Origin of the sequence: Clostridium luticellarii (assembly GCF_002995845.1) — a bacterium.
In the GTDB taxonomy this organism is placed as follows: Bacteria; Bacillota; Clostridia; order Clostridiales; family Clostridiaceae; genus Clostridium_B; species Clostridium_B luticellarii.
Window position 1 is genome coordinate 12,773 of sequence record NZ_PVXP01000031.1, and the last position, 22,882, is coordinate 35,654.

Genomic DNA, 22,882 nt, shown 5'->3' on the forward strand with positions numbered 1-22,882 from the left:
ATTATATAAATGAATATGGACTTTCTGCCTGTTGATTGTGAAGATAATTTTTACATAAGATCTTCTTTTTCAATATTAATTATCTCAGCATCAGTACTGTTTTCCACGAAGTTTATGATGTTTTCCATTGTGGAATCCTCCTGGGATGAATTAGCACATACACCTGTGATGCCTATTACTATTCTCTGGTGGATATCCATATCGGCTATTTCTGATACAGATATGTTGAATTTATTTTTTAATTTTTGAATTATGCTTTTTACAATCATTCTCTTTTCTTTTAAGGAATGAACCCAGCATGCCCTCAATGTAATTTTCATAAATAAAATTTTCAATGATTATCATCACCTCTTTTATCATAAATCCTATTATATATCAATAAAGAGTTACTTTAAATGATAATATAATAATTTTTCGGGTAAAAGTGTTGATTATTTTACTGCTATATCATAATATATGGATACAAGCAACTAAAAATAGTGTTAGGAGGAAAGGTCATATGGAAAATGTAATTGAAAATATTAAATCCAGAAGGAGTGCCAGAAGGTATACAAAACAGCAGATAAATGAAGATAATCTGAATATAATTTTGGAATGTGGGAGGCATGCACCAAGTGGTGGAAACTCTCAATCCTGGCATTTTACAGTTATTCAGAATCAGGATATACTTCTTAAATTAAACCAGTATGTAAAACTGGCTTTTGAAAAATTGAAAATTGATGAAAATACCTATAAAAGCATTAGAGCCGGAAAGAATCTTTCTGCAAAGGATGAATATAGTTTTTATTATAATGCTCCAACTCTTATAATAGTATCAAATGATTCCAATTACAGCAATGCCATGGCGGATAGTGCCTGTGCCCTGGAAAATATGCTTTTGGCGGCAAATTATCTGGGACTTGGAGCCTGCTGGATAAATCAGCTAACCTGGTTTGATAAAGATGAAAATGTGAGAAAAGTGCTGGAAGAGCTGGGAATACCTAATAATTATAGGGTTTGTGGTTCCATGAGCCTAGGATATAAGGATGGACCCAAATCCAGGGGAAAGGTTATAAAAGAAAATACAGTGACCATTATAAAATAAGATGTCCATAGATATTTACAAATTCCAAAAAAACTACAAAAAACAGTAAAAGCTGTTAAAATACAATCAGGTGAAGATTCATTTTTAAAAGCTGCATATTTCTTGATTTAAGCTATATTGCGAATAAATTGTTTTGAAATTGATATTTCAAATTCTTCTGCAAAAATAGAAATAGGGCTTATGTTATTTATAAAAATATAAAAAAATTACAATACTTGCAGCCAATCATAATATATACTGGTTATGTAATAAGCTATGTAACAAACGAGTATTAGGGGGAATGGTATATTATGGTAATTGTGGGTGAATTAATAAATTCAACTCGTAAATCTATTAAAGAGGCAGTTAAAAATAATGATTCGGATTATATAAAAAAGATTGCCAAGGAAGAATCTGAAGCCGGAGCTAATTATATAGATGTGAATGCCGGCATATTTGTAGGAAAAGAAATTGACTATTTGAAATGGTTGGTACAAACTGTTCAGGAAGCAGTAGATACACCTTGCTGTATAGATTCTCCAGATCCAAAGGCTATAGAAGCTGCATTGCCGCTACATAAAGGAGAAACTCCAATGATAAACTCCATATCTCTTGAAAAAGAAAGATATGATGCAGTTTTGCCTATAATTGAAGGTACCGATCTTAAAATAGTGGCACTTTGTATGTCTTCCAAGGGTATGCCTGAAACTGCTGATGACAGAATCAAAATTGCAGATAAGCTGATAAATGGATTGGTTCAGCATCACGTAAAACTGGATAATATATATGTAGATCCATTAGTGCAGCCTATAGGAACAAATGATAATTTTGGAATACAGTTTCTGGATTCTGTAGAAGCTATTTTAAAAGAATTTAAAGGTGTTCATATGATGTGCGGATTGTCAAATATATCTTTTGGGCTTCCAAATAGAAAATTTATTAATCGAATTTTTGCAGTTATGGCTGTAAGCAGAGGACTTGATGGTCTTATAATAAATCCATTGGATAGGGAAATGATGGGCAGTCTCATAACAGCAGAAACCCTGGCTGGTAAAGATGAATTCTGTATGAATTATCTTCAGGCATATAGAAATAAATTATTTGAATAATTGCTTGGATTTTATAGGGTGATGCGCTTAGAAAGGTGCATCACCCTATAATTAGTAGGACATTTCATATTTGCGTTTTTTGATGAGTATATTTTTGGCAAGCTTGGCCGCTGAATCTGCATCAGGAGTGTAGTAGTCTGCATTTATTTGTTTTGCAAAATTGGTTGTAATGGGGGCACCACCTATCATAAATGCGTATTTGTCTTTAATTCCTGCCTTTTTAAATGCGGTTATTACATCAAACATTGCAGGCATGGTAGTTGTTAATAAGGATGAAAGACATACTATATCTGCACCGGTCTCTTCTGAGCTTTTTACAAATTCAAAGTCCTGGACGTTTACTCCTAAATCGATTACTTCAATGCCCTTACCTTCCATCATCATTTTAACCAGATTTTTTCCTATGTCATGTATGTCACCCTTTACAGTACCTATCACAACTTTGCCGATTATTTTTTTACCATGTTGAGAAATAATTGGATAAAGTGCTTTTAGTGCAACGGACATTGCTCTTGATGCTACAAGCATTTCGGGAACATATATTTCGTTGTTTTTGAATTTAATACCTTCTTTTACCATGGCATCTATTAAACCTTCATGTAATATTTTAGTTGGCTCAATATGTTCTTCAAGTGCCTGAAGGACAAGCATTCTTGCCATTTTTGCATTGCCCTTTTGAACAGATAAAGAAAGTTCACTCAAATTCATAAATAATCCCCCTCGTTTTATTAAAAAAATTACTGTTAACATAATTATAAAACTATTTTGAAAGTTAATCTCGTAAAAACTGTACTTTTTAATAAAAATTTTTTATTGTATAATTTAAAATAAGGGGTATTTGACCTGTCAAGTATGTTTATTTAAATATGCGGGAAGGAGATATAATAAAAATGAATAAATGTAAGACGACATCTAATGATGGGAAAATTAAAATTGCGGTGCACTGCAGTGAAGGTGAAAAGCTCATATTTGCTGAAAAAGGTGGGAATCTTCTGGATGTATTGAGAGATAATAAGGTATACGTTGAGAGTTCCTGCAACGGCAAAGGGAAGTGTGGCAAATGTAAGGTCAAAATAATAAGTGGCTTGGACAAAAAAACTATAAACAATAATGAGCATCTTACTGAAAGTGAAATAGAAAGTGGATTTAGATTGAGTTGTGAAACAATTGTAAATGGGGATTTGGAAATAATGATTCCAGAAGAAAATGGAACCATGACAGTGCTTACAGAAGGAGAAAAATATGATTACGAATTAGACGGTTTAGTTGAAAAAAAGCACGTGGCTTTGGATAAACCTTCTATTGAGGATCAAAGGGATGATTATAGAAGATTAAGTGATGGTTTTGGAAAAAAGGATCTGAGTATAGATTTTAAAAATTTTCCTATAATGGGTGAAACCATGAGAAGTGAGGATTTTGATGTTACCGGGATATTTTTTAAAAATAGGCTTTTGTCATTGGAAAGCGGTAAATCTAATATAGGGACCTATGGATTGGCGGTGGATATAGGAACGACTACAGTAGCCATATATCTTTTAGATCTGGAAAATGGAAAAGTATTGGACGTACAGTCACAGGTTAATAGACAGCGAAGTTACGGGGCGGATGTGATCTCAAGGATAAATTTTACTATGGAAAATCCCAGAGGACTTGATATACTAAACAGGAGTATCATAGAGCAGATCAATGATATAATAGGACTACTGTGCCAGAGAAACAGTATAGAAAAAGATAACATATATGACACAGCTATAGTGGGTAATACTACAATGATTCATCTGCTTTTGAAACTCACCTGTAAATACATGGCTATGTCACCTTATATTGCAATGGTTACAGAAGGGCTTGAATTCAAGGCCAGGGAGATTGGGATAGATACAGGAGGAATGGTAAGCCTTATTCCCGGCATTTCAAGTTATGTGGGAAGTGATATAACAGCAGGTATAATGTCTTCTGGACTTTTGAAATCGGAAAGATATTCGCTATTGCTGGATCTTGGTACCAATGGTGAAATGGCTCTGGGAAATAAAAATGAGATAATAACCTGTTCTACTGCTGCAGGACCAGCTTTTGAGGGGGCGAATATAAAATGTGGCATGGGTGGTGTAATTGGCGCCATAAGTAAAATAGATCTGTCGAAAAATAAAATATATGAAACTATAGGTAATGCTGAACCTCTGGGCATATGCGGTTCAGGTGTTATGGACATGGTTGCACAGCTCCTGTCCCACGGGATAGTGGATGAAACAGGTAAAATGCTTGAAAAAGATGAAATAGAAGATGAAAAGTATAGAGACAGAATTGTCAGGGAAGGTAAAATGTTACAGTTTATTGTGGCAGATAACAGTAGAAATCAGGAAAATATAATTTTTACTCAAAAAGATATAAGAGAGGTACAGCTGGCAAAGGCTGCAGTTTGTGCGGGAATGAAAATACTGCTTAAAGAAAAGAATATTGGCTTTGATGAGATAGAAAAGGTCTATATAGGTGGCGGATTTGGAAATTACATGAATATTAAAAGTTCCGTGCAAATTGGCATGATACCGAAAGAATTAGGTGGTAAGATCAAATCTATCGGCAATTGTGCCGGAAGCGGTGCCAAAATGTACCTGCTGTCCAAGAATGTAAGAGATAAAACTAAATCAGTTGTGGATAAGGCAGTGTATATAGAATTATCAAAAAGACCGGATTTTCAGGATTATTTTGTAGATGCTATGATGATGGAATAAAAGATTACAGGTCGGGAGCTAAAATACCATAGAATAATTTTTATTATGAATCTAAAAAAAATCATAAAAATCTAAAAAAAATTCTTTATTATATTGAAAAGTCATAAAATTCAATAAACCGCAATATAATTTTTAGTGAATTTTTTGTATGAAATTTTCAAAATGCCTAAGTTAAGGCTTTTACAGGGTTTGCCAGAAGATGTTTTGAGTATCTTGAAGTATTGATAAAAAACTATATATACTACAATATTAAATCCATGGTTCATACTATAATTAATGTGTAAGGAAAATTTAAAAATTTTAAAGGGATTTTTAACTTAAGGGGAGGAGATATGTAATGGATTTAAAAGAACTTTCTTCAGTTGTACAAACAGGTAGTCAGAAAAAGTCCAAAGAGCTTGTAAAAAAAGCCCTGGACGAAAAAATTGAACCAGTCAAAATATTAAACGATGGTTTGATAGAGGCTATGTCAGAAATTGGTGTTAAATTTAAAAACAATGAAATATACGTTCCGGAAATGCTTATGGCTGCAAAGGCAATGGCTGCAGGTATGAAGGTACTGGAACCTATTCTTACCAAGACCGGAATAAAACCTGTAGGTAAAGCTGTAATAGGAACTGTAAAAGGCGATTTACATGATATAGGTAAAAATCTTGTGGCAATGATGATGAAAGGTACAGGCATTGAAGTTACTGATTTAGGAGTTGATGCTGATCCAGCTAAATTTTTGAAAAAAGCTGAGGAAATAGGAGCAGATATTGTATGTATGTCAGCATTATTGACTACTACCATGCCTGCTATGAATGATACTATAAAGGAATTTGAAAAAGCAGGAGTGAAGGATAAGTATATATTTATGGTAGGTGGAGCACCTTTATCAGATGAATATGCAAAGGAGATAGGAGCAGATTACTATACTCCCGATGCAGGTAGTGCAGCTGAAGTTGCAAAGAATGCGGTTCTTAAGAAAGGTAAATAAAAGGGGGAGATTGTATAATGGCAAATGTATATGACAAATTGGCATATAACAAACTGGATGATTTTATATATGGCTCATGTCCTAAACCTGTGAAAACTAAAAGTGGACTTATAGTTGGAGGAGGGGAAATATATCCAGAGCTGAATTTTACGTTGCCTGCAATGACCGTTGATTCTAATACTATCAAGGATGCTTATAAGATATATAAAGAGATAATGGATGGTGCACTTAAGAGGGCAGTAGAATTGTATGCTCCCGGAGTGGTATTGGAATATGAAACATTACCGGAATTTACAATACATCCTGAATGGGGAATTGAAGTAGGTAAGATAATTGTTGATGCACTTAATGAATATAATGCAAAATATGGACTTAAGGGAGCTTTGAGAGCTACACCTAATGATACAAGAGAGATGAACAGGCCTCCAATAATGAGAAGAGGAGAGTACTGGGAAGAAATGCAGCAGATATTTGAGGGCTTTGGTAAAGCAGGAGCAGACTTTTTAGCTATAGAGTCTACTGGAGGAAAAGAAGTAGATGATGATGCTCTTGTAAACGCAGACATACAAAAAGTCATATTTGCACTGGGAGTTCTTGGATGCCGTGATATGAAATTCTTGTGGAAAAAGATGGTTGAAATAAGCAATGCAAATAATATTATACCAGCAGGAGATTCTGCCTGCGGATTTGCCAACACGGCAATGGTACTTGCAGAAAGAGGATTTATCCCTAAGGTATTTGCATCAGTGGTGAGAGTAACTGCTGTCCCTAGAGCATTGGTAGCATTTGAAGAGGGTGCTGTAGGACCTAGCAAGGATTGTGCTTATGAAGGAGCATATCTGAAGGCAATAACTGGTTCGCCAATAGCAATGGAAGGTAAATCAGCAGCATGTGCACATTTCAGTCCTATAGGAAATGTAGCAGCTGCAGTAGCGGATCTTTGGAGTAATGAGTCCGTTCAGCAGGTTAAACTTCTTTCCGGAATGGCACCTACAGTGTCCATAGAACAGCTTATATATGACTGCAGGCTTATGAATGAGGCAAAGAAGCAGGGAAAAGGTGTTGAGTTCAGAGATTTGCTGGCAGATTCCGATTCAAGGCTTGATCCTCAGGCATATGTACTTAGACCTGATGTGGTATTTGACATAAGCAAGGGAATTGTGAAGGGTAAGACTCCATTTGAAAGAACTAAATTGGCAGCTCAATTGACAGTAGAGAAACTCAAGAAGGCAATTGCTAATAAGGAAGTTAAAATTGAAGAGAGAGAATTAAGATGGCTTGATATTATGGAGAACCAGATTGAGGATATACCTGATGATGAAGTTGAATTCTATGATCAGATTAAAGATGATCTTGATTTTGACAAATTCCTTCCAAAGGAATATGGACTGGAATAGTAGATTAAAATTCAAAAATTTCATTTAAAACGTTTAATAAGGCACTGGAAATTAACATCAAATTTCCAGTGCCTAAAAGTTTATATTTTTCACTTAACTTACAAAGGTGAGGTTTCCCTTCTGTCGGTATTGTTTGGGGGTCATGCCGGTAAAATTTTTGAATACCTTTGAAAAATAACTTTGATCTTCAAAACCAACTTCAAGGGCAATATTTAATATGGAATAATCGGTATTTCTCAAAAGAAACATACTCTGCTCAATTCTGATTTTATTGAGATAACTTGAGAAATTCATTCCAATTTCCTTTTTAAAAATACTTGAGAAATAAGAAGAATTAAGATGTACCATATTGGCTACTGTATCCAGGGTTATATTGTTTTTATAATTTTCATTTATATAAGCTATGCATTTCTTTATTAGAGCAGGATTCTTTGATTTATTGATTTTAAAAACGTTTTCTGTAAAGGCATCAAGTATGTTTATTATAAGAAATGAGATGTCTTCTACTTTTTTAATTTTATTTAATTTAAGTAAAAAATCGCTGTTTAAACAGAAAATTTTGTTGAAATCGGCACCACCTTCTATGGATGCTCTAGAAAGAAGTGTACATAATTCCAGAGTACGGGTCTTGATTATCCGTATGTCATTTCCAGAATAGAACAATATATGGGCTAACAGATCATTTAAAATATTTCTGGCTCCTATTATGTCACCATTTTTGACTTTGATAAGAAGTTCCTTTTCAATTTTATAAGTATATAGCATGTCCTTATTAGTATTTTTTAAGTTCTGCAGGCTTTCACCTATTTTAGATTGCTGGTGTGATCTTTTATTTTTTTCATAAAGCTCGTATTTCTCTTCTCCAATAATGCTGCATGCCACGATGAATAATAATTTACTCAAATGTCGTACCTTTGAAGGCTGTACTATTTGGATATCACTTAATTTAGTTTCTATCAATCCTTTCAACTGTATATCTAAATCAAATTTTTGGATAATATCATTTACCATGAATTCATCTGGAAAGTTCATAAGTATGGGACCGGCAAGTACAGAACCTTTGAATACATCTTTTTTTATTATTGGAACAGTATAATGTATAAGTCCTGCAGGACAGGAGAATATGTAAGATTCACCTAATTTTTCCGATTGTCTTGCAGCATATAGATGAGTTTCAGAGCAGGGACATAAATCATCAGTACATTCCTTAAAAAATCTACAAAAGCTTGAGGGCTTTCCTATTCTCATAAATTCGTTTCCTATTTCATTTATTACTGAAAGTGAAATATTAGTGCAATAAGAATAGGTTGACAAGGTATCTTTAAGTATTTTTATAAAATCCATATACAACACCTACACTTTCATATATGTTAATTTTAACATAATTTCTAGTTTTAATAAAGACTTATATAAGGGAAGAATTGTATCAATTTTACAGCTAATCAATCGTATAGGAATAAATATGGTATAATTTCTATAAAGATTTTGTAGAGCAGGGAAAGAGGAGAATCATGAAAATGATATTTTATTTTATAATAGGTACGATGCTTGCAGTATATGGAGGAATAAATTACTATATAGGATTCTGGCTTTGGAAGCATATTTTTATAAAAATTCCGCTGATTACTGGTAAAGTATATTGGACTGTTTTTTTTATGCTTGTGGTGATGAGCTTAATTGGAGTGGTATGGAATAATTATTTACCGCATTTTCTTCAGGACGGCTTTTATATGGCTGCTTCCTATTGGCTTGGTGCAGTGGTGTATTTTTCAATATTTATTGCTATATTTGAGCTTATTCATGTGCTTGGCAAATGTCTGAAAGTTCTACCTTTGGCAGTAACAAGATATAATACCACAATTTCTTTTGCTGCCGGCATATTGGTTCTTGTTACGACCATTGTTTTTCTTATTTATGGAACACTGAATGCAAGAAAGCTGGAAATTACGACCTATAATATAAATATCTCCAAACAGGCAGGTTCTTTGAAACAACTTCATGTTGCTTTCTTGTCGGATATTCATCTTGGCAATTTGCAAGACAATCATATGAAGGAGCTGGTAGATACAATTAATAAAATAAATCCTGATTTGGTTCTGATTGGAGGAGATATGGTTGATGCCAGCCGTGACATGGAATCCTATGAGGCTGGTGCTGCTGAATATAATTTTAAGAAAATAAAAAGTAAATATGGAATCTATGCTTCTTTAGGAAATCATGATTATGATGATAATGGTGATTCTGAATATAGAATAGAGCGATTTAAACAGGCGGGAATCAATGTATTGAGAGACGATAGTGTAAAAATAGGGGACAGTTTTTATTTGATAGGGCGGGAGGATAAGTCCTATGAAAGAATTAGCGGGCGAAAACGTAAGCAGCTGTCCATGCTTATGAAGGATATGGATGTGAAGTTTCCGGTGATTGTGTTAGATCATCAGCCAATTGAACTGGAAGAGCCGAGAGATGCCGGTGCAGATTTGCAGTTATCGGGGCATACACATAGAGGTCAACTGTTTCCGTTTAATTTGGTCACAAAGAAAATTTTTCAGGTTGACTATGGGTATTTGAAGATAGGAAATTTTCAAGTTATAGTTTCCAGTGGTGCACGGACCTGGGGACCCCCTATAAGGATTGGAAGTCATTCAGAGGTAGCGGATATAACTATATATTTTCAGTAAGTATTATTCTGAAGTTGTCAAAATATCATATGGATGAAAATGCCCCAATATTTGCAGGTGTTAATTATTGTATTGTTGATAAATTTCAATTGTCTCCATATTTATTTGCAAAAAATGTTCAAATTACTTATAATAGGATTGAAGGTGATTGTTAAAATATAAACATAAAGAAAGGATGTGTTGTTCATGGCAGTATTAAAATTGTTAAGAGCTCCATTAAAGTATATACAGGGGAAGAGGGCATTGCTGAACTTTTACGAAGAAACCAAGGATTTAGGGTCATCATATCTGTTTATCTGCAGTAATAGTGGGTATAAAAATTGTCACGCAAAAATTGAAAAAAGTTTTGAAAATACGGACTGCAAGCTGCATTTTGAGATATTTAAAGGTATCAGCTCCAATGGAGAGATTGAAAGAATGAGGAAAATTGCAAGAGATGAAAAAATTCAGGTGATTGTGGGTGTTGGAGGAGGATCCGCCATTGATACTGCTAAGGCAACCGCTTATTATGAAAAGTGTCCTGTAGTTGTTGTGCCTACAGTTACGGCTACCGATGCACCTTGTACCGGACTTTCAGTTATATATAATGATGATGGTACCTTTGATAAATATTTGTTTTATCCCAGAAATCCGGAAGCTGTAATTGTAGATAGTGAAGTTATTGCCAATGCCCCGGTAAAGTTTCTTGTAGCAGGAATGGGAGATGCACTGGGCACATATTTTGAGGCCAGGGCCTGCACCAGAACTGATTCACCAAGTCTGGAAAATGGAGGTATATCACTGTCAGCTATGGCCTTATGTGAACTGTGCTACAAAACTTTGCTGAAATCAGGTTATCAGGCAAAATTATCTTGTGAAAAACATTTGATAACACCGGCTCTTGAAGCTATAATAGAGGCCAATGTGTATCTAAGTGGAGTAGGTGCTGATAATGGCGGATTAGCAGTTTCCCATTCTGTATACAATGGATTTACAGCTTTAAAAGAGTGTGAGTCCACAATGCATGGTTCTTTGGTTGCATTTGGTACCATAGCACAGCTTATTCTGGAGAATGCACCCAGGGACGAAATAAAGGAAGTTATGGATTTCTGTTATAGTGTAGGGCTTCCAATAACTTTAAAGGAAGTTGGCGTAACCGATGAGGAGAGGGTTCATATAGCTGCGGAAAAAGCATGTGTACCAGGTGAAACAATTCACAATCTGACAGGCGATGTGACGGCGGATCAACTGTATGATGCTATATTGACAGCTGATTTATTAGGACAGGAGTATTTTAAATAATCAATTTTGTAGTTCATGTGAAGTCTAGCCATGAAAAATACATTGTAAATAAATTGGAAAAGGGCAGAGATGCCCTTTTTAATATTTCTCTGAAAATAACTGAATCAATATTTTGAATTCAATTTGTAACATTTTCTAATTTCATCCATAAAATATAATTGACGATTATTTAGTCAGGAACAAGAATACAAGGAGGCTCTTAATGTATAATGATGAGTTTTTACGCTGTCCATATTACAGCGGTGAAACTGTTTGTCCGTTTTTAAATAGATCGATAAGATGTGCTGGTAACCGGGGTTTTCATAGAGCGCCTGATTATTTTAGATCTTCATATGAGAAAAGTTACAGGAATTTGAAAGATGACGCAGATAAAATGCTGACCTCTCTTAATGATGAGCAGCCTGAGCTGTCTCTGGATTTACAGGATTTTGGAGTAGAAAAAGAGAAAGTAGACAGTTATTTTAAAACTGCCATATCTTATGTCATTGATAATTTTACAAAATTCAGAGGATATGTAGATCAAAGAATTGATTTGATGTATGGAGATTTTAGCAGACAGTACAATCACATATTTTCTTCCCTTAAAAAAATGGGTATACCCAATGGGGTAATCAATCATACTTTTAACAATGTGATAGAATTTGGCCTGAGAAATATAGTTATTCCTCCAACAAACATCAGTAGATGGAGCGGTTGGCAGGATCTTGGCGGAAATTTGACTTCAGCACCGGCAGTGTCTTCCTGGGCATCAAACAGACTGGACACTTTTGCAAGGGGTACAGACAATGCACTGTGGCATAAATGGTGGAACGGAACCAGATGGAGTGACTGGGAAAGCCTGGGTGGAAGCTTGACTTCAGCACCAGCGGCGGTATCCTGGGGACCAAATAGGATTGATGTGTTTGCAAGAGGCACGGACAATGCACTATGGCACATATTCTGGAATGGAACCAGATGGAGTGGATGGGAAAGCCTGGGCGGGAGCTTGACTTCAGCGCCGGCAGTATCTTCCTGGGGATCAAACAGACTGGATGTATTTGCAAGAGGTACGGATAATGCACTGTGGCATAAATGGTGGAACGGAACCAGATGGAGTGACTGGGAGAGCCTGGGTGGAAATTTAACTTCGGCACCAGCAGCAGTATCCTGGGGGCCAAACAGGATTGATGTATTTGCAAGAGGGCAGGGCAATCGATTAAATCACTTATGGTGGAATGGGTCAAGATGGAGTGGATGGCAGGATCTTGGAGGAAGAATAGCCTCAGGACCAGCTGTTTCTTCCAGAAGGCCAAACAGGCTGGAGGTATTTGCGAGAGGCTCAAATAATCAGCTGATCACTACGTCCTGGGATGGATCCAGGTGGAGTAACTGGCGTAATATAGGTGGAAACATAACCTCTGAACCAGCTGCAGTATCCTGGGGGCCCAACAGAACTGATGTATTTGCCAGGGGAAGAAACAATGCACTATGGCATATTTTTAGAAATTAGCAGTATATTTTGATTACCGTGTTATTGAAAACGTACCTGAAGTCAGTCCAGGTACGTTTTTCAAGAGTTTAATTTTGTTTAATCAGTCATTTTTATGTTCGGCATAAAATTTATTATAGTTTTTAAGCTCTTTCTTTAAAAGATTTGGTGTATCCAGTTTATATGGACAATGATCTTTACAGTGACCACATTCTATACAGTTATTTATCAGCTCCATTTTTTCTCTGAATTCATCTTTCATGAAATCTCTGTAGGGAGCTCTTCTTAATAGAAGAGATATTCGGGCACATGTGGGAATCTCAATTCCTGCAGCACATGGAAGACAGTATCCGCATCCGCGGCAGAAATCTCCAGCCAGTTCAAGCCGATCTCTTTTTATGACGGACCACATGGACGCATCCAGCACTGGTGGATTTTTTTCAAGAGCGATGAATTCATCCAATTCGGATTCTCTCTGTATACCCCATATAGGTACAACATTATTGAACTGTCTTAAAAATGCAAATGTAGATGCGGCGTTGGTTATAAGACCGCCTGAAAGAGCTTTCATTGCAATGACACCAATATCTCTTTTTTTACATTCACTTATGAGTTTTAAATCATCGTCTGAAGACAGAGAGCTCAGAGGGAACTGAATGGTATCGTACAGCCCTGAGTCTGCGGCTTTCAAAGCGTTGTCCAGCTTATGATTTGTAATTCCTATAAATCTGGTCATACCCTTTTTTTTAGCTTCCAGAAGACCGGAGTAAAGTCCTTCCGAATCATCTGGATCAGGTAATTTGTCAGGATTATGCAGCTGGATAATATCCACGTAATCCGTTTTTAAATTTTTCAAGCTTGTCTCCAAATGCTTCAGCAAGGTTTTTTTATCTTTTGCATGACTTTTAGTAGATATTACAATATTTTTTCGAACATCTGAAAGGGAGTAGCCTATCTTTTCCTCACTATCTGAGTACATTCTTGCAGTGTCGAAAAAGTTTATCCCGCTGTCATAAGCTTTACGTAGAATTTTTTTGGCCTCTTCAAAAGAAACTCTCTGTATAGGCAGTGCTCCAAAACCACTTCTTGTTACCATTAAATTTGTTTTTCCCAATCTTATTTTATCCATAAAAACACCTCCAAATATATTTATTATATCTTAAAATCAGTAAACTGGTAATATATAATCCCAAATGGCATTTTATATTTTCAGCTTATGTATTATAATTGTTAAATGGAAAAGTGTATATATGAAATATTTTATGGAGGGACAAAATGGAATATACATTGATTGCCACATCTACATTTGGACTGGAATCTGTGGTTGCTAAAGAACTTAAAAATCTTGGGTATGAGAATTTAAAGGTGGAAAATGGCAGGGTGATCTTTCATGGAGATGAAATGGACATAATCACCTGTAATCTGTGGCTCAGGACTGCAGACAGGGTGCTTATATGTATGACACAATTTAAAGCTGAGAGTTTTGAGGAGCTTTTTCAAGGCACTCTTTCTGTTGACTGGGGGAGCTTAATGACTGAGGACGCATTTATGCATGTAACTGGAAAGTCTGTGAAATCAAAATTGCACAGTGTGCCTGATTGCCAGTCCATAGTGAAGAAAGCCATAGTTGAATCTATGAAGAATAAATATAATATAGAGAGATTTGAGGAAACTGGTGCTGAGTACAGGATAGAAGTTGGAATTTTAAAGGATATAGTTACTTTGACAGTGGATACTTCCGGTGAAGGACTTCACAAAAGGGGATACAGGAAAAATTCTGGAGAAGCGCCTATCAAGGAGACCCTGGCGGCGGCTATGGTGCTGCTCAGCAGATGGGATCCAAGTATAATACTGGCAGATCCCATGTGCGGGTCCGGAACTATTGCCATTGAAGCTGCATTGATAGGGAAAAATATAGCTCCCGGGTTAAATAGAAACTTTGTATCAGAGCAATGGCGTATAATTCCTGAAAAGCTGTGGAAGGATTTAAGAAAATTTGCTTTAAAATCTATAAATAATAAGGAATTCAGAATATTGGCATCGGATATAGATGGAAGAGTAATCAGAACTGCCATGAATAATGCTGAAAAGGCGGGAGTAGATAATTACATAGCATTTCAAAAAATACCAGTTCAAAAGTTTACTTCTAAGAAAAGCGGTGGGTTCATAATAAGCAATCCTCCTTATGGAGAAAGACTTGGAGAATTGAAAGAAGCTGAAAAATTGTATGAAGATATAGGAAAGGTATTTTCAAAGCTTAAAGAATGGAATTATTTTATAATAACAGCTCATGATAGATTTGAAAAGTATTTTGGAAAAAAATCAAATAAAAATAGGAAACTCTATAATGGGAGACTGAAATGCTATTATTATCAGTATTTTAATGGTGTCAAGTGATTCTTGGATTCAGAGGGAGTTTTATCACAAACATAAAAAATATGCTTGCTGCCTAAAATAACATAAACAGAAGGGATTGGCAAGATCCCTTCAATATAAATACTGGGTGAACAAATTTATTTCATTGCTTTTTCAGCTCTTATTGTTTTACCTTTTATAGTTTTATTTTGAAGTGCCTTAAGAACTATATCACCTTTACCGGAGAGAATATTTACATAGGAAAAATTATCTTCTATGTCTATTATTCCTACATCATCAGGATTTACTCCATTTATACTTGATATAGTTCCAGCTATGTCTCCAGGTCTTATTTTTTTCTTTTTTCCTGCACTTATATATATTTTGCTTATATCTCTATTTATATATCTAGAGTTATCATTTTTTATTTTTGGACCGGCTTTTAATTTTTCATTGAATAATTTTTTACCTGTTTCAACTTCTTCTTTTGATGGAATTTTACCTTCTTCAATGTTCAGGTTAAAAAACTCACCTATTTTTTCTAAAAATCTATATTCCTTAGGAGTAACAAATGTTATTGCAGTTCCGCTATTTCCTGCCCGGCCTGTTCTACCGATTCTATGAATATAACTTTCTTTTTCCATAGGTATGTCATAATTTATGATATGTGTTATATTTTCAACATCTATTCCACGGGCTGCTATGTCCGTACATACAAGAAAAATGAACTCTCCTCTTTTAAATCTTTTAGTTACATCAATCCTCTTAGATTGAAGCATTCCGCCATGCAGGCCGCTGCAGGGATAGCCTTTATCTTTCATATGTAATACTAAGTTGTCTACATTTTTTTTAGTCCTGCAAAATATCATAACGCTGTCAGGTTTTTCAGTATATATTATTTTATTTAGCAGATCAAATTTTTCATGTGCTTCAACTTCATAGTATAGTTGCCTGATTCTGTCTACTGCAGAATTCTTAGATTTAATGTCTATATTAATTGGATTAACCATATACTTATTAAATAATTTAAGCATTTCCTGAGGTATAGTTGCAGAAAAGAGAAGGGTTAGTCTGTCTTTAGGAAGATCATCTATTATAAATTTAACTTGATCTATAAATCCCATATCTAGCATCTCGTCTGCCTCATCTATGACTAGGTATTTTATTTTTTTAAGATTTAAAGTATTTCTTTTTATATGATCCGCTATTCTTCCAGGAGTTCCAACTACAACATGAACTCTCTGTCTAAGTTTTTTTATTTGAACTGTTATAGGTTCTTTGCCAAATAGAGCAGCGCAGTTTATTCTCTTGAATTTTCCTATATTTGAGAAGCTTTCCATTATCTGAAGAGCAAGTTCTCTTGTAGGAGTGAGCACCAGTACCTGAGGCAGTTTTTCTTCCAATTCTATTTTCTCACAAATTGGTATGGCAAAAGCTGCAGTTTTTCCGCTGCCGGTTTCAGATTTTATTATAATATCTTTATTTTTTAGAATGAGAGGGATAACCTTTTCCTGAACCTCAGATGGATTTTCATATCCTAATTTTTTTATTGATTTCAATATGTCTGAATCTAGTCCAAAATCATTAAATCTTAAATTATTCATATTATTTGACCCCTTATGTTTTAATAATACTATAATACTATTATATATTCACAATGTATAGGAAAACTTATTGAAGTACACCGTACTGGGTGGTTTCAAGTTGGGCATCTATATTTATTACAGAATCCCTGTATACTTTTGACCAATCATTTTTTTCCCAAATTAATCACCAATTTTAGTATAACCAGGATTGGTGATACTATTTATTGCAGTGAGAAGAGCAGGAGCGTTCCTGCATTTGAGCAATTGAATAATTACATCGACTATTCAAAAATGGCAATGCCTACTTCAAATTATTGGAATGTAGTTTATGGAACGGATTCGGGAGAGAGCAGTCCAGGACAAAAAGAGAATGCAGACTATGAGTGTTTTATGCAAAAATATGATATGGTTGATGAATAACCTTGATTTTGCAAAAGATCACATAAAGGAAAACTAAATAGAAGATAAAATATTTATGAATTTTATAAGATAGAATTTAAAAATATTTACAAAAATCATTCACAAATTGAAATTTTTGAATGATGCATTTCTAAATGTCTCATTCAAAAATTTTAGTTAGCTATTTTAACACAGTGTACTATCTAATGTATTATTTAGAGTACTATCCGATGTATCAATATATTCGTGTAATATCTTTTTAAAGTCTAATATATCTTTCATTTCATAATATCCTGATTTTTTATAAATGTAATTTACTGCTTTAATAGCTCCAGATGCAAAAGCTTTTCTTGAAAAGGATTCGTGACTTATCTTTATTTGATCATCATCGCCAACTATGAGTACTTCATGTTTTCCTATCACACCTCCAGCCCTTACACCATTGACAGGAATATTTTTATTGAATACTCCGGATGATTGAAGCCCGTGTTCTATTTCTTTAGAAAGTTTTATGGCAGTTCCTGATGGAATATCCTTTTTGGTTTTATGATGGAGTTCTAAGACTTGAAAGTCATAGTTGTTTAATATGGATGCTGCAATATTAGACAATAGCATAACTACATTCACCCCTAAAGTAATATTAGGAGCATAAACTATACCGTTACCGAATTTATAAGTCATATTTTTGAGCTTGTCAATATTTTCTTCAGAAAATCCTGTTGTTCCTATAACTATATTTATCTTTATTTTAGATAGTGTTAAAGCGTTTTTCATTGTTGCTGCAGGAGTTGAAAAATCAACAACCACATCAGGTTTGGTTTCGAGGATGGAAGTTTCAAGTTTATCAGAAGTTGAAATTTTTACTTGAGCTGCATCATTTTTTAATAAATCTCCTAATCTCATTCCTTCTTTTTTACTTTTAGGGCTGCAAATTGCACATACTATTTCCATGTTATCCTGTTTTAGAATTTCATTTGCTATATGTTTTCCCGTCTTTCCAATACCTATTAATGCCACTTTAATCATGAAATTACCCCCTCATATAATATTGTTTAAAAATTACTAATATAAACAACTTCATTATATCATATAAGTTGCTTGTTGTCATTATTAGTAATACCTATTTTTTTATTAGAAATTTTGTTAATATTTTGTACAAAAAATGTGCCTTATTGCAATAAATGTAGATGTGATGGATGAACCAGGAAATGATAGAAAAGATGGAAAAACAGAAAAGGAGTTAAAAATAAAACTTATAGAAATATTTATGAAAATAGATATTTCTATAAGTTGAAGATATATTAATTTCTATTTTATCAAGTTTTGATCTCTCAAAAATTGATCAGCAACTGCCTCCGGCTTCTGTCCTAGGCTGTCCACTTTATAATTTAATTCCATCATGGTTTCATCATCTATTTTTCCAGCTAATTTGTTCAGAATGCCCTCGAGTTCAGGATGTTTTTCTAGAGTTTCTTCCCTCACTATAGGTGCGGCATAATAAGGCGGGAATATTTTTTTATCGTCTTTTAAAACTTTTAAGTTAAATTGCTTAAGCAGCCCATCTGTAGAAAAAGCGTCAATTACATCTGCTTTATTTTGATTTAGTGCAGTATATCTAAGTCCTCCATCTACGGCATTTACTTCCCTGAAATTAGCTCCATACACACTTTTAAGTGGTTTCATTGTATCTGATCTTTCTGTAAACTCCATTGTGCAACTTAAACGCAAATCGCCACTTACCCTTGAAAGATCAGATATGGTGTTTAAATTATATTTACCAGCAGTGTCTTGAGATACGGCCAGTGTATAAGTATTATTGAATCCAATAGGGTTAAGCCATTTTATTTCAAGGTTCTTAGCATAGTAATCTTTAACTGTACTATATGCCTTATTGGGATCTTGAATCAAATCATGTTTCATTATATCCATAAGCCCGGTACCTGTATATTCTACACTTACATCTACATTTCCAGATTTCATGGCACTAAGTACTACATTTGTCCCACCTAAATTGGGCTTGTAATCCACTTTTATATTACTATTATTTTCAATAAGTTCTCCCACCATGTCTACTAATATGATCTGCTCTGTAAAATTTTTTCCACCAACTACTATCTTATTTTTTGAATTGTTATAATAAAATATTATTCCAGCAGCTATTACGATACAAAGCAGGGCAGCAATTGATCTTTTATATTTTGTTGGCATTTTCTTCGCTTTTCTTTTAGTTGCTGATTTTTCAACTTTACCAATCAAGAAATCTATAACAAGTGCCAATATACATGCTGGTATTGCCCCTGCAAGTATCATATCGTTGTTAACACTTTGGACTCCTGTAAATACCATATATCCCAGACCACCGGCTCCTATAAATGCAGCTATGGTCATCAGTCCAACTGCTGTAACTGCGGATATTCTTATACCTGCCATTATTACAGGAAATGCAAGGGGCAGTTTCACAATTTTCAGAATCTGAGATTCTGTCATTCCCATTCCATGAGCGGATTCTATAATATTGGGATCTATACCTATAAGTCCAGTATAGGTATTTTTTATAATTGGAAGCAGTGAATATAAAATTACCATTACAATGGCCGGTTTGCTTCCAATACCCAGAATCGGAATTAAAAACCCTAAAAGAGCTAAACTTGGAATTGCCTGCACTACATTTGCGATGCCTATTACAGTTGAAGATAATTTTTTTTTCTTTTCTATAAGTATTCCTAAAGGTACTCCTATTAATATGGCTATAACAACTGACAATAAAGTCAATTCAATATGCTGCAAAAAAAGTTGTAATATTTGACCTGATCTGCTTGCTAAAAAATTGCAAAATTCTATAATCGAATTCATTAAATACCCTCCTCATCATTTAAAAATTGAGTACTTAACACCGTTATAAGACTACTTCTAGTAATAAGCCCAACCAATTTACTTTTGCTATTTAAAACAGGTACATATCCTATTCTATTATCATTTATCTCCTGAAGTACATCAACTATGCTGTCTTCTTCAGATACTGTAAATACGTCTTTTTCCATTATGTTTTTTAATCTCAGTGTTTTATCCATACTTTTTCTTATATCCTTAAAGGTTACTATTCCAAGAAGTGTTAAATCCTTATTTACTACCATAAGGCTGTCTACTTTGTTTGCCCTCATTATTTCTACCGATTGAACTATGGTTCTCTCTGAATTGGTCATTACCGGATTGGTTATCATTATGTCCTTTGCTTTTATGAACTCTGGTTTATTCCAAATTCTGTTTTTACCTATAAATTCTTCTACAAAACCATGAGACGGATTTTTTAATATTTTTTCAGGAGTATCAAATTGAAGTATATTGCCATCTTTCATTATGCATATTCTATCTCCAAGCTTTATTGCCTCATCCATATCATGGGTTACAAATACTATAGTCTTTTTTAACTGCTGCTGGAGACTGAACAACTCATCCTGAAGCTGGTTCCTGCTTATAGGATCAAGAGCACTAAAAGGTTCATCCATAAGTACTATGTCCGGATTCATGGCAAATGCTCTTGCTACACCTACTCTCTGCTGCTGTCCGCCGCTGAGTTCATTGGGATATCTATCTAAAAACTCTTTTGCATTCATGCCAATCATATCTAAAAGTTCAACAGTTCTATGTTCTATCTTGTCTTCAGACCATTTTTGAAGCCTTGGTATCAATGTTATATTTTCCCGTATTGTCATATGGGGAAAGAGGCCGGTTTGTTGAATTACATATCCCATATTTCTTCTAAGATTTATAGTATCTTCTTTCTTTATATTTTTATTATTCACAAAGATATCACCAGAAGTAGGGGTTATAAGTTTGTTTATCATTTTTAAAGTGGTTGTTTTTCCACATCCGCTTGGACCGATGATTACTGCTAATTCGCCCTTGTGTATCTTCAGGTTTATATTATTCAGTACTTTTTTTTCCTTAAAAGATTTGTTCACGTTTTTGAACTCTATCATAAATTAATTATCCTCCATTCTATCATTTTCATTGTTGCATTATGTTCTGATTTGTTCTGGATATTTTTTAAATTAAGTGATTTCTTGGCTCAGGCGGAACTACTCATAGAATAAATTTAAAACAATTCATGTTTTTGCCATGGAAAAAGGATAGGCATAATATTGAATTTATAGGCATAGTATTCATAATAAACATAAGAAACAATTTTATTATAACATAAAAGTTGTTACTTGTCATTAATAGGGGACTGACTCCACGATAAAAGATGGAAATCAGGTAAAAAAATAACAGGGTATTTATACCCCATTATTTCAATTGTTTCCTATTATTAAAAAATTTTCTATAGCTTAAATAACAGGCTGTAAAAGAAGATATAGAAGTGGCCGAGAGCAGCATGAAAGTAACTATTATTTGATATTTGACAGCACTTATAGGTGAGGTGCCTGCTAGGATAAGTCCTGTCATCATACCTGGAAGTGCCACTATTCCCAAGGTTTTGGCCGAATCGATAGTGGGCATCATTCCAACCCTAATGGAATCTTTTATTATGTTCATGGAAGATTGATAAATATCTGCACCCAGGGATAGTTTTGTTTCAATTTCGTCTCTTTTATTTTTAAAGTTTAATTTCATCTGTCTGAAACTCAATCCTAAACTTATCATGGAATTACTGATAATCATACCGCCAATGGGTATTATCTGATAAGACTCATATCTTATAATTCCCAGAGATACGAGAATTGCCATAGTGATTGATGTTCCCAGAATTATTGATATTATGGATATAGAGAAAACATTTTTAATTTCATTTCCCCTTTGAGATGCATTGTATGCAGCATTTAATGTCATGAATATCAATAAAAATGTAGTAAAAAATATACTTTTCAATCCAAATATATAATCCAGCAAATACCCTACGATAATCAATTGTATTACAGCTCTTGTCACACTTGTAATTATATCTTTTTCAAGGCCTAGTTTCTGCGAATATGAAAAGATAAGGGAGATCAATACAAGCAATAGGGAAAATAAAATAGAATAAATACTGATATCTTCAGCTCCAGTCATTTTATAACCTCCAGAGAATTAAATTTTCCATTTTCAATTGATAAAATTTTGTTTGCATATTTTTTACTCTGCTCTGAATTATGGGTTATCCATAAAATGGTGGTTCCACTATCATTTAGAGATTTAATTACATCTTCTACAATAAGAGTATTTTTTTCGTCAAGTGCTGATGTAACCTCATCCAGGAGAAGAATTTCGGGATTGAAAATTAAAGCCCTAATAAGTGCAATCCTCTGCTTTTCTCCGCCTGAAAGATTATCTATGGATCTGGATAAATATTCTGAACTCATCTTAAAGTTTTTTAGAAGTTCTTTGATCATTGACAGATCCAACTTTTTATTTCGTATGAAAAAAGGAAATTTTAAATTATCCATAACGGTATCTCCAAAAAGAGAAGGAGTCTGGAAACAGTATGCGATTTGTCTTCTCCATTCTATAGGACCGTATTTAGTATAAGGCATATTTTTATAGAATATATTTCCGTTAGTTGGACTTACAAGCTGCGAGCACAATCTAAAAAAGGTGCTTTTACCGCTGCCGGAAGGACCAACTACAGATATGAAATCTCTGTGGTTTACCTCTAAGTAAATATTTTTTAATATGTACCTGTTGTTAACAGCATATGATACATTTTCAAATTTAAGTAATGCCATAAAAATTTTCACTCCTGTCTGTAAAATATAACTATTACATTTTACAGTACCAGTATTAAAATTGAATTAAATTTTCTAACATATATTATTATTTTGTACTTAATTTTATATAAACTTTAAATTGTATTTACAT

The 22,882-nt window shown here is 34.1% G+C and carries 20 protein-coding genes; 10 read left to right on the forward strand and 10 right to left on the reverse strand.

Annotated features, from left to right (window positions below; genetic code table 11):
- Window positions 1-50: 50 nt before the first annotated feature.
- On the reverse strand, window positions 51-335 hold the full coding sequence (locus CLLU_RS10865) for a DUF503 domain-containing protein (protein WP_106009808.1): 285 nt from the start codon (window positions 333-335) through the stop codon (window positions 51-53).
- A 164-nt stretch (window positions 336-499) separates the two neighbouring features.
- On the opposite strand from CLLU_RS10865, the gene CLLU_RS10870 reads away from it, so the two are divergent.
- Together CLLU_RS10870 and CLLU_RS10875 are read left to right on the forward strand one after the other, a co-directional pair.
- Window positions 500-1,084 (forward strand): nitroreductase family protein, encoded by a 585-nt coding sequence (locus CLLU_RS10870; RefSeq protein ID WP_106009809.1) that lies wholly within the window; start codon window positions 500-502, stop codon window positions 1,082-1,084.
- Between the two features lie 290 nt (window positions 1,085-1,374).
- The gene (locus CLLU_RS10875; RefSeq protein ID WP_106009810.1) at window positions 1,375-2,172 is read left to right on the forward strand and encodes a methyltetrahydrofolate cobalamin methyltransferase; all 798 of its coding nucleotides are present in this window, start codon (window positions 1,375-1,377) and stop codon (window positions 2,170-2,172) included.
- 51 nt (window positions 2,173-2,223) lie between these two features.
- Here CLLU_RS10875 and CLLU_RS10880 read toward each other — a convergent pair whose 3' ends face one another.
- Window positions 2,224-2,880, reverse strand: coding sequence for a cobalamin B12-binding domain-containing protein (locus CLLU_RS10880; protein WP_106009811.1), 657 nt, complete (start codon window positions 2,878-2,880; stop codon window positions 2,224-2,226).
- 182 nt (window positions 2,881-3,062) lie between these two features.
- Here CLLU_RS10880 and CLLU_RS10885 point away from each other — a divergent pair, with 182 nt between their 5' ends.
- From CLLU_RS10885 to CLLU_RS10895, 3 genes are all read left to right on the forward strand, one after another.
- Entirely contained in the window at window positions 3,063-4,901 is a 1,839-nt protein-coding gene (locus CLLU_RS10885; RefSeq protein ID WP_106009812.1) for an ASKHA domain-containing protein, read from the forward strand.
- Between the two features lie 337 nt (window positions 4,902-5,238).
- On the forward strand, window positions 5,239-5,880 hold the full coding sequence (locus CLLU_RS10890; RefSeq protein WP_106009813.1) for a cobalamin B12-binding domain-containing protein: 642 nt from the start codon (window positions 5,239-5,241) through the stop codon (window positions 5,878-5,880).
- A 17-nt stretch (window positions 5,881-5,897) separates the two neighbouring features.
- Window positions 5,898-7,277 (forward strand): methyltransferase MtaB domain-containing protein, encoded by a 1,380-nt coding sequence (locus tag CLLU_RS10895; RefSeq protein ID WP_106009814.1) that lies wholly within the window; start codon window positions 5,898-5,900, stop codon window positions 7,275-7,277.
- Window positions 7,278-7,370: 93 nt separating this feature from the next.
- Here CLLU_RS10895 and CLLU_RS10900 read toward each other — a convergent pair whose 3' ends face one another.
- On the reverse strand, window positions 7,371-8,621 hold the full coding sequence (locus CLLU_RS10900; RefSeq protein WP_106009815.1) for an AraC family transcriptional regulator: 1,251 nt from the start codon (window positions 8,619-8,621) through the stop codon (window positions 7,371-7,373).
- Window positions 8,622-8,794: 173 nt separating this feature from the next.
- Between CLLU_RS10900 and CLLU_RS10905 the strand changes: the two genes are divergently transcribed.
- The 3 genes from CLLU_RS10905 (at window position 8,795) to CLLU_RS10915 (ending at window position 12,728) form a co-directional block, all read left to right on the forward strand.
- Window positions 8,795-9,958 (forward strand): metallophosphoesterase, encoded by a 1,164-nt coding sequence (locus CLLU_RS10905; protein WP_106009816.1) that lies wholly within the window; start codon window positions 8,795-8,797, stop codon window positions 9,956-9,958.
- Window positions 9,959-10,144: 186 nt separating this feature from the next.
- Window positions 10,145-11,239 carry a glycerol dehydrogenase gene (locus tag CLLU_RS10910; RefSeq protein WP_106009817.1) on the forward strand — a complete coding sequence of 365 codons (1,095 nt, stop codon included), beginning with the start codon at window positions 10,145-10,147 and terminating at the stop codon, window positions 11,237-11,239.
- Window positions 11,240-11,870: 631 nt separating this feature from the next.
- Window positions 11,871-12,728: a PLL family lectin gene (locus tag CLLU_RS10915; protein WP_477100002.1), complete on the forward strand. Its 858-nt coding sequence runs from the start codon at window positions 11,871-11,873 to the stop codon at window positions 12,726-12,728.
- 82 nt (window positions 12,729-12,810) lie between these two features.
- Here CLLU_RS10915 and CLLU_RS10920 read toward each other — a convergent pair whose 3' ends face one another.
- On the reverse strand, window positions 12,811-13,836 hold the full coding sequence (locus CLLU_RS10920) for an aldo/keto reductase (RefSeq protein ID WP_106009818.1): 1,026 nt from the start codon (window positions 13,834-13,836) through the stop codon (window positions 12,811-12,813).
- Between the two features lie 146 nt (window positions 13,837-13,982).
- Between CLLU_RS10920 and CLLU_RS10925 the strand changes: the two genes are divergently transcribed.
- Window positions 13,983-15,104: a THUMP domain-containing class I SAM-dependent RNA methyltransferase gene (locus CLLU_RS10925; RefSeq protein WP_106009819.1), complete on the forward strand. Its 1,122-nt coding sequence runs from the start codon at window positions 13,983-13,985 to the stop codon at window positions 15,102-15,104.
- Between the two features lie 116 nt (window positions 15,105-15,220).
- Here CLLU_RS10925 and CLLU_RS10930 read toward each other — a convergent pair whose 3' ends face one another.
- Window positions 15,221-16,666, reverse strand: a complete 1,446-nt coding sequence (locus CLLU_RS10930) for a DEAD/DEAH box helicase (protein WP_106009820.1) — start codon at window positions 16,664-16,666, stop codon at window positions 15,221-15,223.
- Between the two features lie 138 nt (window positions 16,667-16,804).
- Here CLLU_RS10930 and CLLU_RS10935 point away from each other — a divergent pair, with 138 nt between their 5' ends.
- Entirely contained in the window at window positions 16,805-17,068 is a 264-nt protein-coding gene (locus CLLU_RS10935) for a hypothetical protein (protein WP_106009821.1), read from the forward strand.
- A gap of 165 nt (window positions 17,069-17,233) precedes the next feature.
- On the opposite strand, the gene dapB is transcribed toward CLLU_RS10935, so the two are convergent.
- The 5 genes from dapB to CLLU_RS10960 all read right to left on the reverse strand — a co-directional run bounded on the left by dapB (window position 17,234) and on the right by CLLU_RS10960 (window position 22,749).
- On the reverse strand, window positions 17,234-18,073 hold the full coding sequence (gene dapB, locus CLLU_RS10940; RefSeq protein WP_106009822.1) for a 4-hydroxy-tetrahydrodipicolinate reductase: 840 nt from the start codon (window positions 18,071-18,073) through the stop codon (window positions 17,234-17,236).
- 282 nt (window positions 18,074-18,355) lie between these two features.
- Window positions 18,356-19,900: an ABC transporter permease/substrate-binding protein gene (locus CLLU_RS10945; protein WP_106009823.1), complete on the reverse strand. Its 1,545-nt coding sequence runs from the start codon at window positions 19,898-19,900 to the stop codon at window positions 18,356-18,358.
- Window positions 19,900-21,027 carry a betaine/proline/choline family ABC transporter ATP-binding protein gene (locus CLLU_RS10950; protein ID WP_106009824.1) on the reverse strand — a complete coding sequence of 376 codons (1,128 nt, stop codon included), beginning with the start codon at window positions 21,025-21,027 and terminating at the stop codon, window positions 19,900-19,902. Before CLLU_RS10950 ends, CLLU_RS10945 begins: the two co-directional genes overlap by 1 nt.
- Window positions 21,028-21,334: 307 nt before the next feature.
- Complete coding sequence (locus tag CLLU_RS10955; RefSeq protein ID WP_106009825.1) at window positions 21,335-22,096, reverse strand: ABC transporter permease; 762 nt, start codon at window positions 22,094-22,096, stop codon at window positions 21,335-21,337.
- Window positions 22,093-22,749: an ABC transporter ATP-binding protein gene (locus tag CLLU_RS10960; protein WP_106009826.1), complete on the reverse strand. Its 657-nt coding sequence runs from the start codon at window positions 22,747-22,749 to the stop codon at window positions 22,093-22,095. Before CLLU_RS10960 ends, CLLU_RS10955 begins: the two co-directional genes overlap by 4 nt.
- Window positions 22,750-22,882: the final 133 nt, after the last annotated feature.

Bases quoted from the DNA above. Each gene is read 5' to 3' on its own strand.
- CLLU_RS10870 (WP_106009809.1), top strand. From the start codon at position 500: ATGGAAAATGTAATTGAAAATATTAAATCCAGAAGGAGTGCCAGAAGG.
- CLLU_RS10875 (WP_106009810.1), top strand. From the start codon at position 1,375: ATGGTAATTGTGGGTGAATTAATAAATTCAACTCGTAAATCTATTAAA.
- CLLU_RS10880 (WP_106009811.1), bottom strand. From the start codon at position 2,880: ATGAATTTGAGTGAACTTTCTTTATCTGTTCAAAAGGGCAATGCAAAA.
- CLLU_RS10885 (WP_106009812.1), top strand. From the start codon at position 3,063: ATGAATAAATGTAAGACGACATCTAATGATGGGAAAATTAAAATTGCG.
- CLLU_RS10890 (WP_106009813.1), top strand. From the start codon at position 5,239: ATGGATTTAAAAGAACTTTCTTCAGTTGTACAAACAGGTAGTCAGAAA.
- CLLU_RS10895 (WP_106009814.1), top strand. From the start codon at position 5,898: ATGGCAAATGTATATGACAAATTGGCATATAACAAACTGGATGATTTT.
- CLLU_RS10900 (WP_106009815.1), bottom strand. From the start codon at position 8,621: ATGGATTTTATAAAAATACTTAAAGATACCTTGTCAACCTATTCTTAT.
- CLLU_RS10905 (WP_106009816.1), top strand. From the start codon at position 8,795: ATGATATTTTATTTTATAATAGGTACGATGCTTGCAGTATATGGAGGA.
- CLLU_RS10910 (WP_106009817.1), top strand. From the start codon at position 10,145: ATGGCAGTATTAAAATTGTTAAGAGCTCCATTAAAGTATATACAGGGG.
- CLLU_RS10920 (WP_106009818.1), bottom strand. From the start codon at position 13,836: ATGGATAAAATAAGATTGGGAAAAACAAATTTAATGGTAACAAGAAGT.
- CLLU_RS10925 (WP_106009819.1), top strand. From the start codon at position 13,983: ATGGAATATACATTGATTGCCACATCTACATTTGGACTGGAATCTGTG.
- CLLU_RS10930 (WP_106009820.1), bottom strand. From the start codon at position 16,666: ATGAATAATTTAAGATTTAATGATTTTGGACTAGATTCAGACATATTG.
- dapB (WP_106009822.1), bottom strand. From the start codon at position 18,073: ATGATTAAAGTGGCATTAATAGGTATTGGAAAGACGGGAAAACATATA.
- CLLU_RS10945 (WP_106009823.1), bottom strand. From the start codon at position 19,900: ATGAATTCGATTATAGAATTTTGCAATTTTTTAGCAAGCAGATCAGGT.
- CLLU_RS10950 (WP_106009824.1), bottom strand. From the start codon at position 21,027: ATGATAGAGTTCAAAAACGTGAACAAATCTTTTAAGGAAAAAAAAGTA.
- CLLU_RS10955 (WP_106009825.1), bottom strand. From the start codon at position 22,096: ATGACTGGAGCTGAAGATATCAGTATTTATTCTATTTTATTTTCCCTA.
- CLLU_RS10960 (WP_106009826.1), bottom strand. From the start codon at position 22,749: ATGGCATTACTTAAATTTGAAAATGTATCATATGCTGTTAACAACAGG.